Genomic DNA, 16,550 nt, shown 5'->3' on the forward strand with positions numbered 1-16,550 from the left:
CGATCACCGTCCCGCACTATCGGGCCCGGTGTCGTGGGCTGCTTCGAAAAATGACGCCGACCGCAGCGGATCGCCGGGATCAAGCGTCTCTGCTAGCGATGCGATCACCCGGCTGGAGCGGTCCCGCCACTTGGCAGCCCTTTGCACCTGTCCGAGGCCCTCATAGACCACCGCTGTCGTGCGATAAACCCGCCAGGCGGCGTGCGGCAATCTGGCATGGCGGACGATCGAAATGGCCGCCGACAAATGCCCGCCGGCGAGTTGCGCATCCTGCTTCAGGATCGCAATTCTCGCCATGGCCTCGTAGCACAGGGCGAGAAACGGCCGGTCGGGTGCCGCGCTCGTCACCTCATGAAACTGGCTGGCCGAGCTCTGCGCGCGGTCCAGATCGCCGATCGCGATCCAATAATCGCAGCAAGTCAGCAGATAATGCGGGATGACCAGCGACTCCATCGGCACCCGGTCGACCTCCATCCGCCGCTCCATCGCATCGAGATGCTGCCGCGCCCGAGGCAGGTCGCCCATCCTGACATAAGCTCGCGCCAGCAGGTTCCTGCCAACGAAGAAGGTGAACGGATTGGCCTCGATCATCGGGCCGAGCGCATCCTCCGCGCGCCGTGACGCGCTGCCATATTCCTCCGCCTCGGAATACAGCCATCCAATCGTGAGATGACACAGCGCGACGGCCTGCGGATTTGCATTCCGCTCCGAGATAGCCAACGCGGAGACGACGTTTCGTTGCGCGCGTCCCCATTCACCGAGATAAATCTGGGCAAAGGCCTCGACCGATTCATAGAGCACGAACAGATAGACGTCACCGACCAGGCGGGCGAGCTCCTTTCCCCTGGTCGTCGCATCGCAGCAGGCCGGATAATTCGCGCGCAGGAACTCCAGCACCATCTCCATCGAGCAGCGTCGCAGCCGCATGCTCAGATCCTGCTCTCCGGTGATCAGTGCTGATGCACGCTCGGCAAGGTCTGCATTCTCGCGATCCCAGCCGCGGAGCATCAGCTTCAAATTGGCGACGTTGCCCTGGACCAGAGCGCTGAACGCCGCGTCGTCGATCGCCCGGCTCTTGACAAGAGCCTGTTCCGCAACAGGCAGGCTCTGCCGGCGATCGACGTAAAGACAAAATCTGCTGAGATCGACCAGCGCGTTCACCTCTTCGCGCACGTGCCCGTTCTCCGCCGCGTGGGCGACGACTGCGCTGAGATCCTGCAGCGAATTCAGGAAATCTCCACTGGCCCGCCAGGCCCAGGCGCGCTGAAGCAGCAACTTCAGACGTGTCGTCACCCGAAACTCCGGCGGCAGATGCGGCACCAGTTCCAAAGCGCGGGACAGGTAATTGGCGGCCTCGCGTGTGCTGAACCTTCGCGCCGAGCCCTCGGCCGCCGCGCCCAGATAATGCATCGCTTTCGGGAAATCGCGGCCCAGTTCGAAATGGCGCGCGACAACGGCGGCGAACTCCACAGCCTGCGGCCCATAGCCCTGCTCGAGCCCCGCCCCAAGCAGCGCATGGGTTTTCGCGCAGCGCGCCGGCGCGAGCCGCTGGTAGAGGATCTCCTGGTAAAGTGCGTGCTGAAACGCATAGCGACCGGAGACGCCTCCGTTCGGCCACTCGGTCATGCCGGCAGCGACGATGACGCGATCAGTCCGCGCCAGGTCCTCGCAGATCTGCTCGACATCCAGCACGGGACGGTCCAGCGCCCCGGCGATATGGAGGGCGGAAAACTCCGCTCCCGCCGCACTGGCGACCTCGAGCAGGCAGCGCTCGTCCACGGTGAGGTGATCGATCTGCTGCTTGATCATTCCTTCCAGATCGCGCGGCATGCTGTCATGCGAGGCCGCGTCTTCGCTGACCAGCCGCCAGCCCAATTCGTGCTCGACCAGCGCGCCCTGCGCCACGAGGTGATCGAGCAGAGACGACACGAACAGAGGATGCCCGCCGGTTCGCGCGAATATGCGCTCGACCAGCTCGCTGGCGAAATCGGCCGAGTTGAAGCGCAGGGACAGATAGCGTTCCACGTCGATGCCGGTCAGTCGATCGAGCGCGAGCTCAGTGGCGTGTCCGTGAATCCGCAAGTCCTGGTGAACGGCACGGATAGGATGTCCGCCGACGGCGACTTCCATCGGCCGATAGGTGGCCAGCACGAGGATGGAAGCCCTCCGATCCCGCCGCGCAAGCCGGGAGAGCACATCCACGGTGGCAAAGTCGCTCCAATGCAGATCTTCCAGGATGATCACCCATGGTCGCGTGACGGCGAGATGTTCCATGAGATCGGCGAATTCGCGCAGCATGCGCTCCCGGGTTGCGCCAAAGACCTCGTGCTGGAATGCGGCCCGGTCTGCTTCGCCGAGGAAACCGGGCATTTGCGCGAGCCAGGTCGGCGCGTGCTCGCGGATCGAAGTCAGCAGCGATGCTCCATCGGTGCGACGGCAGCACTCGTTCAGCGCTCCGATCAGCGGAAGAAAGGCCTCATGGGTGCCGAACAACTCGTTGCAGCTACAGTGCAGCACGCCCAGTCCCTGCTGGTTCATCCTGTCGAGCGTCATCTGCAAGAGAGTGGTCTTGCCGATCCCGGCCTCGCCGGTGATGAAGACGACCTGACGCTGTCCGGTACGAGCGAGTTGCAACGCCTTGTCCAGCGTATCGAGTGCCCCAGTGCGCCCGACCCTCCAGTGCCGGCGTCGATCGACAGCCTGCTCCGTGGCGGGCGCCGCCTCCTGTTCGGGCGTTCGATCGATCGCAGGCAATTCGACGGTCGCGACCGCCGCAATGAAGCGATAGCCGCGTCGCGTGACCGTCTCGATGTAATTGGGGGACTGCCTGTCGTCGCCGAGCACCGAGCGTAGCGCGTTCACGGCAACGGCGAGGCTCGACTCGCTGACGTGCAGATCGGACCAGACCGCGTCGAGCAACTCTTCCTTGGTGACGAGCTCTCCGGGCCGACCGACAAGATGGCAAAGAACCTCGAACGGCTTCGGCGCCAGCGCGATCCGCTCCCCGCCTCGCCACAATAGCGCGTTGGCACGGTCGAGGCGGAATTCACCAAAGGCAAGCGCGTCTGTACGCACGGCTCCGACCCCCGGATGCTCCCCCACCTTAAGGGAAAGCTCAGCCAAATGTAAGGACACGATAAAGACCTGCGCCCTGCGCCGGCACTAGCATTGGCCTCAGAGACGCCGGCAAGGCGTCGGACGGCCTTTTCATCACGCTGTCATTTCAGTCGACAGGCAGTCGATGCCTGAATTTTGGCAAGGAGTTGGCCATGAGCATTTTAAGACATTTGGCGATCCCGCCTCTCGCTTTTGCCATTCGCCATTACGACGTCAGGGCCATATTGGGCCTCACCGTCCTCAGCCGCATCTTCCTCGTCGCCATCTACCTTGCGAGCGGCGGCCCGGGCCTGTCCGAGTTCGATCTCGCCAACACCATCGCGCTGCCATGAGCTCGGGACCGCTCGAATGGTGCATCGAGATCGCGATCATCGTCGCGATCTGCATCGGAATTGTCGTGGGCGGGCATGGCCGGCTCGTCGTGCCGCATCACCGGGTTCAACGCGCGCAAGCCGATCGGGCCGCTTGCGTCCAGCGGCCCTCAAACCTCTTCAGCGTCGTCGCCCTGCGGCGAGCCGGTCCGCCCGTTTGATCGGTTACCAATAGGCGCGGTGATAGTGCCGGTAATACGGCCGGTAATAGCCGTAACGAGGGCCGAAATACGGGCGGTAAGGCCGATAGTAGCGCGGATAAGCATAGGCCGGACCATAGCCGTAATAGGCCGGCGCATAACCATAGCCATAGCCGTAGCCCGGCCCTGGGTATCCGTAGCCGCCATAATACGGTCCGCCGCCGTAGTAGCCATAGCCGTAAGGCGCGCTGCTGGCGATGGCGCTGCCGATGATCGCGCCGGCTGCGAGCCCGCCAATACCCCATCCAAAACCTCGGCCGCGCCAATGCACCTGCGTGACATCGTCGCCGACGGTGGCCTTCATGGTTGCGACATTGGTGGGCAGCGGAGCCGCCGCCGCCTGCTGAATTCCCCCCGCCATCACCGCAGCGGCGAGCGAACCGGCAACTGCCGTTTTCCAGACCCTCATCGTCTTACTCCTTTCTGACGTTTGGCTTGGACATGGATCGCAGCGCCATCATCGGGCATCCTGGCGCGAGGTCAAAGCCTCGCGTTTGCGTGCACCGCACAAGACACATGCCTCCATTCTGATCAACCGGTACCCGACGGGCTCGACAACCTCGCCGCGTGTGACACCGGCAGGACGGTGCCTGGGGCACGATCACCGCGGCAAAGCATTAAGCTTCCGGCGCATTCGCAACCAACAACCACCTTCCCGATTTACTATTCGTGCCGTTACTATCGGTTCCAATGTGCGCGGCCGGGAGGCTTCTCGCGAGCGCCAGAGTTGTGGGAGAATGACATGAGTGCCGCGAGACCCGAGCCGCTTGCCCGCCAGGCGCTGGCGTTCGTCCTGGCCGGCGGACGCGGCAGCCGGCTGCTGGAGCTGACCGACCGGCGCGCCAAGCCCGCGGTCTATTTCGGCGGAAAATCCCGCATCATCGATTTCGCGCTGTCGAACGCGGTGAACTCGGGCATCCGTCGCATCGCAGTCGCCACCCAGTACAAGGCGCACAGCCTGATCCGGCATCTTCAGATGGGTTGGAACTTCTTCCGTCCCGAGCGCAACGAGAGCTTCGACATCCTGCCGGCGAGCCAGCGCGTCTCCGAAAACATGTGGTATGTCGGCACGGCCGATGCGGTCTACCAGAACATCGACATCATCGAATCCCACGCCTGCCGCTTCATCGTGGTTCTCGCCGGCGACCATATCTATAAAATGGATTACGAGGTGATGCTGCGCCAGCATGTCGACAGCGGCGCCGATGTCACCGTCGGCTGCCTGGAGATGCCGCGGCAGGAATCTTCCGGCTTCGGCATCATGCATATCGACGAGAACGGCTGGATCAAAGAGTTCCTGGAAAAGCCGAAAGATCCGCCGCCGATGCCGGGCAAGCCGGACGTCTCGCTCGCCAGCATGGGCATTTACGTGTTCGACGCGAAATTCCTGTTCGAGGAGCTCAAGCGCGACGCCGAGGATCCGAACTCCAACCACGATTTTGGCAAGGACATCATCCCCTATCTCGTAAAGAACGGCCGCGCCATGGCGCACCAGTACTCGACCTCCTGCGTCCGCTCCGGCAGCGACCCCCGCGCCTATTGGCGCGATGTCGGCACGGTCGACGCCTATTGGGCCGCCAATATCGACCTCACCGACGTGGTCCCCGAGCTCGATTTGTTCGACAGCGCCTGGCCGATCTGGTCCTATTCGGAGATCACACCTCCGGCAAAATTCGTCCACGACGAGGAGAGCCGGCGCGGCCAGGCCGTGAGCTCGCTGGTCTCGGGCGGCTGCATCATTTCCGGCGCCTCGCTGCGGCGCTCGCTGCTGTTCACCGGCGTGCGCGTCAACTCCTACGCCAACGTCGAGAACGCCGTGATCATGCCCTACGTCAATGTCGGCCGCGGCGCGCGCCTGAAGAACGTCGTGATCGATCGCGGCGTCGAGATCCCGGAAGGGCTCGTCGTCGGCGAAGATCCCGAGCTGGACGCAAGACGCTTCCGCACCACCGAGCAGGGCATTTCGCTCATCACCCAGCCGATGCTCGACAGGCTCAATACATGACGCCTGTTCGCGTCCTCGCGGTCGCCTCTGAAGTCTATCCCATCGTCAAGACCGGCGGCCTCGCCGATGTCGCGGGCGCGCTGCCGATCGCGCTGAAGGCGCATGGCGTCGAGATGCGCACCTTGATGCCGGGCTATCCCGATGTGATGCGCGTGCTGGGGGGAGCCGACGAAATCCGGCGCTGGCCGGATTATTTCGGCGGACCCGGCCGTCTGCTCGCCGCCTCGCATGACGGCCTCGATCTGTTCGTGCTCGACGTGCCGCATCTCTACGCACGGCCCGGCAACCCCTATGTGACCGCCGAAGGCGTCGACTGGGCGGACAATGGCGTGCGGTTCGCCGCGCTCTCGCGCATCGCGGCCGATATCGGCCACGGCCTCGTGCCCGCCTTCGTGCCCGATGTGGTGCATGCCCACGACTGGCAGGCCGGGCTCGCGCCAGCCTATCTGCACTACGACAACCGGCCGCGGCCGGCCACCGTGATGACCATCCACAACATGGCCTATCAGGGCAAGTTCGCGCCCGAGCTGATCGGTTCGATTGGCCTGCCGTGGCGCGCCTACGGCGTCAACGACCTCGAATATTTCGGCGGCATCAGTTTTTTGAAGGCGGGCCTGCAATTCGCCGATCGCATCACCACGGTGTCGCCGACCTATGCGCAGGAGATCCAGACCGACGAGGGCGGCATGGGGTTCGGCGGCTTGCTTCGCGCCCGCGCGAACGTGCTGAGCGGAATCCTCAACGGCATCGATGTATCTGTTTGGAATCCGCAAGAAGATGCGCACATCGCTTACCGCTTCGGCGCGGAGGACCTCACGTACCGGGCGGCGAACAAGGCGGTGCTGCAGCAACAGTTCAATCTGGATTCCTCGGACGAAGCGCCACTGCTCGGCGTCATCAGCCGCCTGTCCTGGCAGAAGGGGCTCGATCTCCTGCTCGAAGCCATTCCGACCATTTTGCGCGAAGGCATGCAGCTCGCGCTGCTCGGCAGCGGCGACCGCGATCTGCAGGATCGCTATCAGGCCGTTGCGCGCGCGAACCCCGGCCGCATCGGAGTCGTGATCGGCTATGACGAGATCATGGCCCATCTGATCCAGGCCGGCTCGGACGCGCTCATCGTGCCATCACGGTTCGAGCCATGCGGCCTGACCCAGCTCTGCGCGCTGCGCTACGGCGCCGTGCCCATCGTCTCCCGGGTCGGCGGCCTCGAGGATACCATCGTCGATATTGGCGAGGCCGATAAATCGGACCACGATGCCACCGGCTTCAAGTTCGCACCCGTCACTGCGGATGCCCTCGCCGGCACGCTGCGCAAGGCCAACATCGCCTTTCACGACAAGCTGACCTGGCGCCGGCTGCAACTTAGCGGCCTTGCGACCGACGTGTCCTGGCGCAACCGCGCCGGTGACTATGCCGCGCTCTATCGCAGCCTCATGACCGCGCGCGCCTGAGGCCCGACATCGTCGAATCAATGCTATAGAGCCGCCATGGACCCGTTCTTGATCAAGCTGATCGGCTTTGCCGCCGCAACCTGCACCACCGTGGCCTACGCGCCGCAAGCCATCAAAGTGTGGAAGACCCGCTCCACCGGCGATATCTCGCTCGGCATGTTCCTGGTCATGGTGCTGGGGCTGGCGCTCTGGCTCGTCTACGGCCTGCTGTCGGGCGATGCGCCCCTCGTCGCCGCAAACGCCATCACCATCGTACTCGCCGGCGGCATCCTGTTCATGAAGCTGAAATACGGGTGAGCTCAGAGCTGCGTAGGGCGGATTAGCCGAAGGCGTAATCCGCCGCGTTCATTGCAGCCGATGGTGGATTACGCTTCGCTAATCCACCCTACGATTCATCCGAACACATACGACGCCATCGCGACATTCGCGACCTCGTCGACGAACACGCGCTGGCCCGCGTCGCTGCCGGCGGCGCCGGCGGCCACCATCAGCGGCAGCAGATGATCCTCGCGCGGATGGGCCAGGCGCGCGCTCGGTGCGTTCTCCCAGTCAACCAGCATCGCGTTGCGGCGCGCCGCGTCCTTGTGGCTGATCGCCTCGTTCAGATACGCCTCGAAATCATACGAGACCGGCTTCGATTCTGCGCGGCCGAACCCGCGCATGTTGTGATAGGTGAGCCCGCTGCCGACGATCAGAATGCCTTCGTCCCGCAGCGAGGCAATCGCCTGCCCAACCTTGATGTGCTCGGCCGGATCGTAGCTCGATCTCAGCGACAGCAGCACGATCGGCATGTCGGCGTGCGGATACATCAGCCCGAGCGGCACGAAGGTGCCGTGATCGAAGCCCTGGTTGGGATCCTCCCGGCAATCGACGCCCGCGCGAATGAGCAGCGCCTTCACCTCCGCGGCGAGCTCGGGCCGCCCCGGCGCCGGATATTTGAGGTGATAGGTGTGCTCGGGGAAACCGTGATAGTCGTACACCATCGGCGGATGCGCCGAGGTCGACACGGTGAAGGCATCTGCCTCCCAATGTCCTGTGATGACGAGCACGGCCTTGGGCTTCTCCGGCAAGAGCTGCGGCAGCCGGCCGAACGCCTCGGCGGTCTTCGCATATTGCACCCGCCTGTCTTCCATGAACGGCCAGGGACCGCCGCCATGCGACAGAAAGAAGGTCGGAAATCGCACCATGGGCGAAGGCTCGTTTCATTGGCAATGCGCGTGCGAGCTGCCCGCGCGATCGGCCGCGAGCATAGGCAAACCCGTATGGTTAGCAAGACGTTAACGATTTTCCGCCCAGAATCCCCGGCGTAGCCGAAGGAGTCGGCCAGCAGCCAGGGACGTGAAATGAAGAAGTTTGCGTTGGGGGACGTCGTCAACAGTGACAAGGGCCGCCGCGGCGTCGTTCGCGCCGCCTACAGGTCGAAGGAAGGCCAGCAGTTCTACGCGGTCGAGAAAGACGGCGCGATGGATTATCTGGAGGAAGACCGGCTAAGCCCGGCGCCGCGCGTCGAGCTCGCGGCTTAGATTCAACTCATCCTGCTCTAACGCCCGAACCGGTCCAGGCGCTCCGACCATGGGTCGTCTCCGCTCGCGATGCGATCGTTCGTGATCAGCAGCAGGCGATCGCTGCCTGCGGCCGCATCCCAACGCGGCAGGTCCGCACCGTTGGGATCGCCGTTCTTGGCAAAATTGATCCAATAGGCGCGCATGCGATTTGCGACCTCGCGATCGGCTCGTGACAAGATGCCTGCACCGGGCATGCCTTCCACGCCGAAGACGAACTGCAATTCCCGCCCGTGACCGCCCTCGGCGTTTGCGCGCCGTGCCTCCGGCACATAGGCAAAGCGATAGCGAAAGGTCGGCGCACCGCTGGCGGCATGCAGGCGCGCCAGCAGTCTCACTGGCTCGGAGAAGACCTTGTCGGTGTAGAATCTGGCCGCGCGGCCGGAGGGTCTGGCGAGATCGGGATAGAGCTCGCGCAGCTCATCGCTGGTGGCGCCTGACGACGCCAGCTCGTCCCGGATATCCAGCTCGCCGTCGAAACCGGTCTCGTCGTCGTTCGAGCCGATGATCAAGGGAATGCGGCTCTCATGTCCGGCTGCGAAGCCCGCGGCGACGTCCTCGCTCACCAGACGTCCATCGATTGTCGGCGCGAAGCTCCTCGGCGATTTTTCCAGCAGATGTTTTTCAGCGGCAAGCAGACGTCGCGGCTCGGCTGCGCGCAGATCGGCCTGTCGCCCCAGCGCCGCTACGAATTGCCGGCCCACCATCTCGGCCTCTTGTGCCGAACGCAGCCGCGCACGGCCAGGGATCGATTGCAGAATGGCTTTCTGGAACAGATCGCGCAATTGTTCAGACAGCATCAGCAGCGCGATCGAGGTCGCGCCTGCGCCGCTGCCGAACAAGGTGACGTTGGTGGGATCGCCGCCGAACGCCGCGATGTTGTCGTGCACCCAATGCAGCGCCGCGATCTGGTCCATCAGGCCGTAATTGCCGGAGCCGCCTTCCGACAGCGCGGGATCGCTGAGCCAGCCGAGCGCGCCGAGGCGAAAATTCACGGTCACCACGATGAGGCCGGCTTGCGCGAGCCTGGCACCATCGAACAGCGGATCGTTCGCGGTGCCGCTGACGAAAGCGCCGTCGTGGATGAACATCATCACCGGCAAGGGGCCGTCGACCCCGAACGGCCGGAACACGGTCAGTGTCAGGCAATCCTCGCTCGATCCCGGCAGCGAGGGCTGAAGACACGGCGCGCCATAGGCATAGGCGGTGCGCATCTCCGAACTCTCGGGCGCGGCCTGCGGCGGACGCCAGCGCAGCGGCCCGATAGGCGCGGCCGCATAGGCCAGCCCCTTGAACGAGGCTACTTCGCCTTCGACGGCGCCGAGCATCTGCCCTTCGCGCGTCAGCGCAAATGGAAACTGGCCGACCGGCTGGGCCATGACCGGGCCGGCGCAACAGAGGACGAGAGACGTCGCAAAAAGCGCGAACACGGACCGCATCTTCGGAGCATCTCGATGCGCGGAAGGATTTGAGCAGGTTATGTCCGTGGCCCACTGCGAGGCAAGCGGCGTGGCCGCGTCTAGCTCCGCTTGGCGGCAAGCTCCGCCAGTGCGTGGCGTGCGATGATGCCGAGCTCACCGAGCGTGGTGTGACCGGACCTCGCCGCCTCGATCAGCCGCTCGGCGATGAACCTGCGGCTGTCGTGATCGCCGCCGTGCGGCAGTTGGCGGCACGTCTCCTCCAGGACAACGTCCATGTTCGCTTTGGTCCGCTCACTCAACTCTGTCATGACGCCCTGAGAACGCGTGGCTTGTAGCCGCAAGCATACACAGACGGATCGTACATGATTAGCCCGGGTAATCACGGCCATTGTGCATCGCGATGCGTGCATTGAAGCAACGTTCGCGCAGCCACGATGACGCCGCAAACGGCCACCGAAGATTGCACTTGTTCTGATGACAAGCCGAACCTGCAGCGATAGCCTGCCGGCAAAACAAAATACACGGGAGGAAATGCCATGCCTGATGCAATGGTTGCTGCGCGTGCCTCTGACACGGGGCGCGGAACCAGCCAGCAGGTCGATGTTGCCGTGGTCGGTGCCGGATTTGCCGGCCTCTATCTTCTGCATCGGCTGCGCAAGGCCGGCCTGACGGCGGTCGGCCTCGAAGAAGCCGGCGACGTCGGCGGCACCTGGTACTGGAACCGATATCCCGGCGCGCGCTGCGATATCCAGACCATCGATTACAGCTACACCTTCGATCCCGACCTCGAGACCGCCTGGACCTGGTCGGAGAAATACGCGACCCAGCCGGAGATCCTGCGCTATCTCGGCTTCGTCGCCGACCGCTACGATCTCAGGCGCGACATCCGCTTCAAGACCAAGGTCACGGAAGCGAAATGGGACGAGGCGATCGAGCGCTGGCAGCTCACCACCGACAATGGCGCACCGGTCTCCTGCCGCCATTACATCATGGCCACCGGCTGCCTCTCGGCGCCGAAGCCGCCGGAGATCGACGGCGTCAAGGACTTCAAGGGCGAGGTCTATTTCACCGGACGCTGGCCGCATGACGGCGTCAATCTCGCCGGAAAACGCGTCGCGGTGATCGGCACGGGATCGTCGGCCATTCAATCGATCCCGCTGATCGCCGAGCAGGCCGCCCACTTGACCGTGTTCCAGCGCACGCCGAATTTCGCATTGCCGGCGCACAACGGCCCTGCGCCTTCCGATCGCATGAGCCTGCTGCAAGGCGATCGCGCGGCCTATCGCGAGCAGGCGCGCCAGTCGATGGCCGGCGTGCCCTATCCGCAGCAGACGGTCGTGAGCTGGCAATTAAGCGATGCCGAGCGTCGTGAGCGGTTCGAACGCGCCTGGGCGGCCGGCGACCTCGTCCACATTCTGACGCAACTCTGGGCCGACCAGGCGGTGGACATCGACGGCAACAAGATCGTCCAGGACCTGATCCGCGAGAAGATCCGCGCCGCCGTCAAAGACCCCGAGACCGCCGCGGCGCTGATGCCGGACGATCATCCGTTCGGCGCCAAGCGGCCCTGCCTCGATACCAATTATTACGCGACCTACAACCGGCCGAACGTCACGCTGGTCAATCTGCGTCAGGAGCCGATCAAGGCGATCACCGCAAGCGGCATCACGACGTCGAGGCGCAGCGTCGACGTCGACGTGATCGTGTTCGCGACCGGCTTCGACGCCATGACCGGCGCGATCCGCGCCGTGCATCCGATCACCGGACGTGGCGGCAGATCGCTCACCGATGTCTGGGCGCAGGGGCCGCAGACCTATCTCGGGCTCACCGTCGAAGGCTTCCCAAATTTCTTCATGATCACCGGGCCCGGCAGCCCGTCGGTGCTGTCGAACATGGCGGTGTCGATCGAGCAGCATGTCGACTGGGTTGTCGACCGTCTCGCAGCATTGCGCGACGCCGGCTTCACCACGATCGAGCCGACCGAGACGGCGCAGGCCGGCTGGAACAGGCACATGGCCGACTGCTCGATGGTGACGCTGCACCGGCTCGCCAACACCTGGTATACGGGCGCCAACGTGCCCGGCAAGGTGCAGGGCCTGATGCCTTATACCGGCGGTGTCGGTCCCTATCGCAGCATCTGCGACGAGGTCGTCAGCCGCGGCATGCTCGGCTTCAAGCTGACGGGTCCCAACGTCGCCGCACAATGCAATGACGGCGAGGTGGTGCGCCTGCAGCCCGATGTGCGGCTGGTGCTCAACCTGCTGGCGTCGCTCAACCTGCCGCCGATCGAGTCGATGGGCGCGCAAGGCGCCTGCGCCTTCGTCAATGAGTTCAACAAGGGCCGTCCCGCTGGACGGCCGATCGGCGAGATCGTCGACGGCACGCTGCCCGGCGCCGACGGTCCCTTGCCTTATCGAGTCTACAAGCCGGCAACATCAGGGCCGCATCCGGTCGTGGTCTATTTCCACGGCGGTGGCTGGGTGCTCGGCGACGAGCAGTCGGACGAGCCGTTCTGCCGCGACATGGTGCGGCGGACCGGCATGATGCTCGTCAGCGTCGGCTATCGTCATGCGCCCGAGCATCGTTTCCCGACTGCGGCCGAAGACGGCTATGCGGCGACGCGCTGGATCGCCGAGCACGCCGCCGAGCTCGGCGGCAGGCCGGGCCCGGTGCTGGTCGCGGGCTGGAGTGCCGGCGGCAACATCGCCGCCGTCACCTGCCAGCTTGCACGCGATCGCGGCGGCCCTGAGATCGCGGGCCAGCTCTTGATCTGCCCGGTCACCGACTGCACTTTCGACCGCCCCTCCTACAACGACAATGCGACCGGCTATTTCCTGACCCGTTCGCTGATGTACTGGTTCTGGGACCTCTATTGCTCGCCGGCCGACCGCACCGATCCGCGCGCCTCGCCGCTCCGCGGCAAGGTCGCAGGCCTGCCGCCGGCCTTCGTCGTCACCTGCGAGTTCGATCCGCTGCGTGACGAAGGCATCGCCTATGCCGAGGCCATGGCCGCCGCCGGCGTCCCGGTCGAGCAACTCAAGGCGCGCGGCCATTTCCATTCGTCCTTCACGATGGTGGACGTGATCATCACCGGCGCGCCGGGCCGGGTGCAGATGGCCGAGGCCTTGCGGCGCTTTGCCGGGCTTCCGCCCGAAGTTGGTCGCGGCGATGAGACCAGCCACGGCCGCACCGATCCGGGACATAGGATCGCGGCGGCAGCGAGCTGAAGGAATAATTGCGGGGAACAATTTCCCGGTCTTCGCGTTTGGTGCTGTGGCATTGAGATGCAGTAATGGGTGTGGGCCCCGGTACGCACGATCGTGTGCCGGGGTTCTTTTTGCGTGAGGCGGGACGATGGGGGACGTGGCTGGGGATTCAAAGGTCGATTTTGGTGTCCTGGCGGTGCTGCATAAATGGCCATCGCTTGCGAACCAGCGGCGGTCGGACCGAGCGTCCTACCAGGTGATCGAAGGCACGCTCGACGAATGCATCTCCGCGTTCATGGCGAAGCCGGCGGCGACCAGGCATCTCTATGAGATTCGCACGATCGCACAACCGCCGCTGGTCACCGACATTCTCTCGCCCGAGCACATCACCGAGCTGGCGCGGCTGCGCGAATTTCTCTGATCCTCGCAGAAAGCACCGGCTGAGCGCAGGAACCTTCTTCCGGTTTTTCCCGTTGATGGTGATCGGAAGCGAAGGCGTGAGTGCCTCAGATGCTTGAAGCCGGCGTGCCAGCCCCGGTCGTGCCCTATGGCGCAGACCAGACCCTGTTCGTGGTGATCGATCGCCTCGACAAGGCGACCGAAATCCGTGTCGAGCGGAGCGATCTCGATGCCACGATCGGCGAGCTCGTCGCCGGCTGCTTCAACGACCCCGTCAAGGTCATCTCATTCAACACGCTCGAGCACTGGATGAAGGATATCTCGACCGACGTCGCCGGCGAGATCCGGGCGCGCTGTGACATCGATGGCGTGACGCTGCCCGACTATCTCAGCGACTTCGTCGAGAGCCACAGCTGAGCGCGCGTGGGATAATGAGAATCAGGCGCGCCGGTACTTGCCGGCGATGACCTCGATCTCGCGGCGGCGTTCGCCCGCGAAGGTCAGGAGCTTTTCGATCGTCAATGTATCCGTGATCCGTTTGGCCAGCCGCTCGGCGCGTGCGGCCTGATCTTCGAGATACTGGATCGTATTCAAACGCCACCTCCCAAGAGCTTCGATCTGGAGTCCCGAATGATTGGGTATCCATGGTGGCTTGAGGCGGCTAACAGCCGGTTAAGCACGGCGCTACGGATCGATGCAGCTGCAAATTATTGCACCACGTCGAGCCGGACATTGGTGACACCCTTGTCGACCATGCCGAGCGCCTCGGCCGCGGAGGGAGAGATGTCGACCACGCGTCCGCGAACATATGGCCCGCGATCGTTGATCCTGACGGTCACGAAGCGGCCGGACGAAACGTCAGTGACGCGCAGCTTGGTGCCGAACGGCAGGCTGGGATGGGCCGCGGTCAACTCGTTCTTGTCGAACCTCTCGCCGCTCGCCGTCTCCGTGTCCGAATAGAAGCTGGCGACGCCATGCGAGACGCTTTGCTTTGCATCACCATCGGGGACGCGCGCCCGGCTGATCGGACGCGGATGCAGCGCCGCCACCCTGTGCGGTCGTTCGACAGCGGCTTGGCGGTGGGTGCCGAGATCGGCCTTCTGGCGGCCGATCGGCGACTGCGCACACGCCGCAAGCGACGCCGCGCCGATGATGGCAAGCAGTATCCGGCACAGGCTTGCCGGCGAAATCCGGGCAGTTTCGGCACGTGCAAATCGAGACATGATGCGCCCTCCGAACGACCCCGAGTTTCGGTGGGCAATGAGGGCAGAACCTTGTCGGAACGAAAGCACGCCTGAGGCCGCAGCCGTTTCAGGTTTAGCTGTGGCGATTCCACCACACTGGCTTGTCCTGAATCGAGACAGACTCGTCGGAGAGGCCTGATACGACGCGCCAGATCATCGGGCGTGTCTCCGGAGGAACCTCGCCAGGCTCGGCGTCGCCCTTCAAGAGCCGCGCGAGCTCGCGCCGATAGAGCCGCCGCCAGCCGGCTTTCAGGCCGGCGAGAAAGTCGAGCTCCCGTTGTGTCAGCGTGCACATCATGAACAGGGTCCGTTTGCGAAAGCCGCGCCGTCAGCCGACGAGGCCTCCCATCGGTTTGACGTCGGCGCTGCCCGGGAAGACGGCTTCTGCGAGCACCTTCTCCTCGACACGCAGGTGATCCCGCAGCAGGCCCTTCAACACCGCGCGCAAATCCGTGGTCGGCTTGAGATCGCGATCCTCGAAGAGCTGCGCCGGCTTCAGGCCCGGCCAGTCCGCGATGACGCGGCCACCGTTGAGCCCGCCGCCGATCAGGAAGGCGACCGTGCCCGTGCCGTGGTCGGTACCCTGCGTCCCGTTGATGCGCGCGGTTCGCCCGAACTCGGTGACAACAGCCACGACTGTTTCGCGCCACGCTTCGCCCATGTTGCTCTCGATTGCGGCAAAGGCGCCATCGAGTGCGCCGAGCAGATTGTAGAGCTGGCCCGAGGCCGCGCCCTCGGCGATGTGTGTATCCCAGCCGACGAAGCCCATGGCGCCGACACGCGGACCGTCGGGCTGGGCGAGATAGCGCGCGGCGGTGCCGGCGGCTTCGGCGAAGTAGGCGCGGACGCGCGCGATGCCGGGCGGCGCCAAGGTCGGATCGTCGGACATCGGATCGCCCGCGCCCGGTGCCCCGCCGAGCGAGGCGAGCCTCATGCGGGCCTGGAGCACGCTCGCGAGCTTCGGATCGGTGTGCTGGTAGAGATCGAGCAGGCGGTTCTGGGTGTCCTCGCTCGCCGGCAACAATCGCTGCGGCACCCAGGTCATCACAGGCGCCGAACCGCGCACCACCAGCGGCGTCACGGAGCCGATGCCGAGCGCGCGGCTGCCGCGCGGGTCGACACGCCCGCCGGATTCCAGCGCGAGCAGCGCGCGGTTGAGCCATCCCGAGCTGGTCACGCCCGGCTTGACGAGCCCGCTTTCCAGTACGTCCTGGCCGTCGAAATGCGAACGCTCGCGGTAGGGCGTCGCGGTGGCATGGATGATTGCAGCCTTGCCGCTCTTGTAGAGCCGGTGCAGATTCGGCATCGCCGGATTGAGCGCGAAGAAGGCATCGAGTGGCAGCGCGGGCGGCTTGCCGTCCAGCGCACGATCGCCGCGCAAGGAAATCCAGTCGGGATCGCCGACCGGCGCAACCGCGCCAAGCCCGTCGAGCGCGCCGCGCAGCACGATGACCAGCAGTCGCGGATCGCGCCCTTCGGCGCGCGCGACCCGCGGCATCTGGCTCCACGCGAACAGCGCGCCGGACCCGACCAGAAGCTCGCGCCGCGTGGGCAAATGATTGACGACGCCCATG

17 protein-coding genes are annotated in these 16,550 nt (G+C 64.8%); 8 read left to right on the forward strand and 9 right to left on the reverse strand.

All coding sequences use genetic code 11. The features are described 5' to 3' along the window. Positions 1–3 precede the first annotated feature (3 nt). Entirely contained in the window at positions 4–3,075 is a 3,072-nt protein-coding gene (locus AC0L3J_RS29680) for an ATP-binding protein (RefSeq protein WP_473349378.1), read from the reverse strand. 194 nt (positions 3,076–3,269) lie between these two features. Between AC0L3J_RS29680 and AC0L3J_RS29685 the strand changes: the two genes are divergently transcribed. Beyond that, positions 3,270–3,449, forward strand: coding sequence for a hypothetical protein (locus tag AC0L3J_RS29685; protein WP_473349379.1), 180 nt, complete (start codon positions 3,270–3,272; stop codon positions 3,447–3,449). Between the two features lie 204 nt (positions 3,450–3,653). Here AC0L3J_RS29685 and AC0L3J_RS29690 read toward each other — a convergent pair whose 3' ends face one another. Beyond that, a complete protein-coding gene (locus tag AC0L3J_RS29690) occupies positions 3,654–4,097 on the reverse strand; it encodes a hypothetical protein (RefSeq protein WP_473349380.1) in 444 nt (147 codons plus the stop codon). Positions 4,098–4,430: 333 nt separating this feature from the next. Between AC0L3J_RS29690 and glgC the strand changes: the two genes are divergently transcribed. Genes glgC through AC0L3J_RS29705 form a run of 3 tightly spaced genes read left to right on the forward strand, consistent with a single transcriptional unit; the run spans position 4,431 to position 7,441 of the window. Next, entirely contained in the window at positions 4,431–5,693 is a 1,263-nt protein-coding gene (gene glgC, locus AC0L3J_RS29695) for a glucose-1-phosphate adenylyltransferase (RefSeq protein ID WP_007613273.1), read from the forward strand. Then, positions 5,690–7,144, forward strand: a complete 1,455-nt coding sequence (gene glgA, locus AC0L3J_RS29700; protein ID WP_473349381.1) for a glycogen synthase GlgA — start codon at positions 5,690–5,692, stop codon at positions 7,142–7,144. The genes glgC and glgA overlap by 4 nt, the downstream gene beginning before the upstream one ends. 36 nt (positions 7,145–7,180) lie before the next feature. Then, positions 7,181–7,441, forward strand: coding sequence for a SemiSWEET transporter (locus AC0L3J_RS29705; RefSeq protein ID WP_007601071.1), 261 nt, complete (start codon positions 7,181–7,183; stop codon positions 7,439–7,441). 95 nt (positions 7,442–7,536) lie between these two features. Here AC0L3J_RS29705 and AC0L3J_RS29710 read toward each other — a convergent pair whose 3' ends face one another. Continuing rightward, positions 7,537–8,331 (reverse strand): DODA-type extradiol aromatic ring-opening family dioxygenase, encoded by a 795-nt coding sequence (locus AC0L3J_RS29710; RefSeq protein ID WP_473349382.1) that lies wholly within the window; start codon positions 8,329–8,331, stop codon positions 7,537–7,539. A 156-nt stretch (positions 8,332–8,487) separates the two neighbouring features. Between AC0L3J_RS29710 and AC0L3J_RS29715 the strand changes: the two genes are divergently transcribed. Then, positions 8,488–8,667 (forward strand): hypothetical protein, encoded by a 180-nt coding sequence (locus AC0L3J_RS29715; RefSeq protein ID WP_027519499.1) that lies wholly within the window; start codon positions 8,488–8,490, stop codon positions 8,665–8,667. 17 nt (positions 8,668–8,684) lie between these two features. Here AC0L3J_RS29715 and AC0L3J_RS29720 read toward each other — a convergent pair whose 3' ends face one another. Continuing rightward, positions 8,685–10,145: a carboxylesterase/lipase family protein gene (locus AC0L3J_RS29720; RefSeq protein WP_473349383.1), complete on the reverse strand. Its 1,461-nt coding sequence runs from the start codon at positions 10,143–10,145 to the stop codon at positions 8,685–8,687. Between the two features lie 80 nt (positions 10,146–10,225). After that, a complete protein-coding gene (locus AC0L3J_RS29725; protein WP_245286308.1) occupies positions 10,226–10,402 on the reverse strand; it encodes a hypothetical protein in 177 nt (58 codons plus the stop codon). A gap of 261 nt (positions 10,403–10,663) precedes the next feature. Between AC0L3J_RS29725 and AC0L3J_RS29730 the strand changes: the two genes are divergently transcribed. The 3 genes from AC0L3J_RS29730 to AC0L3J_RS29740 all read left to right on the forward strand — a co-directional run bounded on the left by AC0L3J_RS29730 (position 10,664) and on the right by AC0L3J_RS29740 (position 14,149). Further along, positions 10,664–13,354 (forward strand): flavin-containing monooxygenase, encoded by a 2,691-nt coding sequence (locus AC0L3J_RS29730; protein WP_473349384.1) that lies wholly within the window; start codon positions 10,664–10,666, stop codon positions 13,352–13,354. Positions 13,355–13,481: 127 nt separating this feature from the next. Then, the gene (locus AC0L3J_RS29735) at positions 13,482–13,754 is read left to right on the forward strand and encodes a hypothetical protein (protein WP_473349385.1); all 273 of its coding nucleotides are present in this window, start codon (positions 13,482–13,484) and stop codon (positions 13,752–13,754) included. A gap of 89 nt (positions 13,755–13,843) precedes the next feature. Beyond that, positions 13,844–14,149, forward strand: coding sequence for a hypothetical protein (locus AC0L3J_RS29740; RefSeq protein WP_007601056.1), 306 nt, complete (start codon positions 13,844–13,846; stop codon positions 14,147–14,149). A 21-nt stretch (positions 14,150–14,170) separates the two neighbouring features. Here AC0L3J_RS29740 and AC0L3J_RS29745 read toward each other — a convergent pair whose 3' ends face one another. From AC0L3J_RS29745 to AC0L3J_RS29760, 4 genes are all read right to left on the reverse strand, one after another. Then, the gene (locus AC0L3J_RS29745) at positions 14,171–14,326 is read right to left on the reverse strand and encodes a hypothetical protein (protein ID WP_014493103.1); all 156 of its coding nucleotides are present in this window, start codon (positions 14,324–14,326) and stop codon (positions 14,171–14,173) included. A 113-nt stretch (positions 14,327–14,439) separates the two neighbouring features. Further along, the gene (locus tag AC0L3J_RS29750) at positions 14,440–14,955 is read right to left on the reverse strand and encodes a septal ring lytic transglycosylase RlpA family protein (RefSeq protein ID WP_473349386.1); all 516 of its coding nucleotides are present in this window, start codon (positions 14,953–14,955) and stop codon (positions 14,440–14,442) included. 94 nt (positions 14,956–15,049) lie between these two features. Beyond that, positions 15,050–15,274 (reverse strand): hypothetical protein, encoded by a 225-nt coding sequence (locus tag AC0L3J_RS29755; protein WP_473349387.1) that lies wholly within the window; start codon positions 15,272–15,274, stop codon positions 15,050–15,052. A gap of 30 nt (positions 15,275–15,304) precedes the next feature. Further along, a complete protein-coding gene (locus AC0L3J_RS29760; protein WP_473349388.1) occupies positions 15,305–16,549 on the reverse strand; it encodes a DUF1501 domain-containing protein in 1,245 nt (414 codons plus the stop codon). Between the last annotated feature and the right edge of the window lies 1 nt (position 16,550).

The sequence above is a fragment of the Bradyrhizobium sp. Kon37 genome (genome assembly GCF_055807535.1).

Excerpts from the sequence above, each read along its gene's own strand:
- AC0L3J_RS29750 (WP_473349386.1), bottom strand. The coding sequence starts at position 14,955 with ATGTCTCGATTTGCACGTGCCGAAACTGCCCGGATTTCGCCGGCAAGC.
- AC0L3J_RS29730 (WP_473349384.1), top strand. The coding sequence starts at position 10,664 with ATGCCTGATGCAATGGTTGCTGCGCGTGCCTCTGACACGGGGCGCGGA.
- AC0L3J_RS29720 (WP_473349383.1), bottom strand. The coding sequence starts at position 10,145 with ATGCGGTCCGTGTTCGCGCTTTTTGCGACGTCTCTCGTCCTCTGTTGC.
- AC0L3J_RS29715 (WP_027519499.1), top strand. The coding sequence starts at position 8,488 with ATGAAGAAGTTTGCGTTGGGGGACGTCGTCAACAGTGACAAGGGCCGC.
- AC0L3J_RS29725 (WP_245286308.1), bottom strand. The coding sequence starts at position 10,402 with ATGGACGTTGTCCTGGAGGAGACGTGCCGCCAACTGCCGCACGGCGGC.
- AC0L3J_RS29760 (WP_473349388.1), bottom strand. The coding sequence starts at position 16,549 with ATGGGCGTCGTCAATCATTTGCCCACGCGGCGCGAGCTTCTGGTCGGG.
- AC0L3J_RS29705 (WP_007601071.1), top strand. The coding sequence starts at position 7,181 with ATGGACCCGTTCTTGATCAAGCTGATCGGCTTTGCCGCCGCAACCTGC.
- AC0L3J_RS29690 (WP_473349380.1), bottom strand. The coding sequence starts at position 4,097 with ATGAGGGTCTGGAAAACGGCAGTTGCCGGTTCGCTCGCCGCTGCGGTG.
- glgC (WP_007613273.1), top strand. The coding sequence starts at position 4,431 with ATGAGTGCCGCGAGACCCGAGCCGCTTGCCCGCCAGGCGCTGGCGTTC.
- AC0L3J_RS29735 (WP_473349385.1), top strand. The coding sequence starts at position 13,482 with ATGGGGGACGTGGCTGGGGATTCAAAGGTCGATTTTGGTGTCCTGGCG.
- glgA (WP_473349381.1), top strand. The coding sequence starts at position 5,690 with ATGACGCCTGTTCGCGTCCTCGCGGTCGCCTCTGAAGTCTATCCCATC.
- AC0L3J_RS29685 (WP_473349379.1), top strand. The coding sequence starts at position 3,270 with ATGAGCATTTTAAGACATTTGGCGATCCCGCCTCTCGCTTTTGCCATT.
- AC0L3J_RS29755 (WP_473349387.1), bottom strand. The coding sequence starts at position 15,274 with ATGATGTGCACGCTGACACAACGGGAGCTCGACTTTCTCGCCGGCCTG.
- AC0L3J_RS29710 (WP_473349382.1), bottom strand. The coding sequence starts at position 8,331 with ATGGTGCGATTTCCGACCTTCTTTCTGTCGCATGGCGGCGGTCCCTGG.
- AC0L3J_RS29740 (WP_007601056.1), top strand. The coding sequence starts at position 13,844 with ATGCTTGAAGCCGGCGTGCCAGCCCCGGTCGTGCCCTATGGCGCAGAC.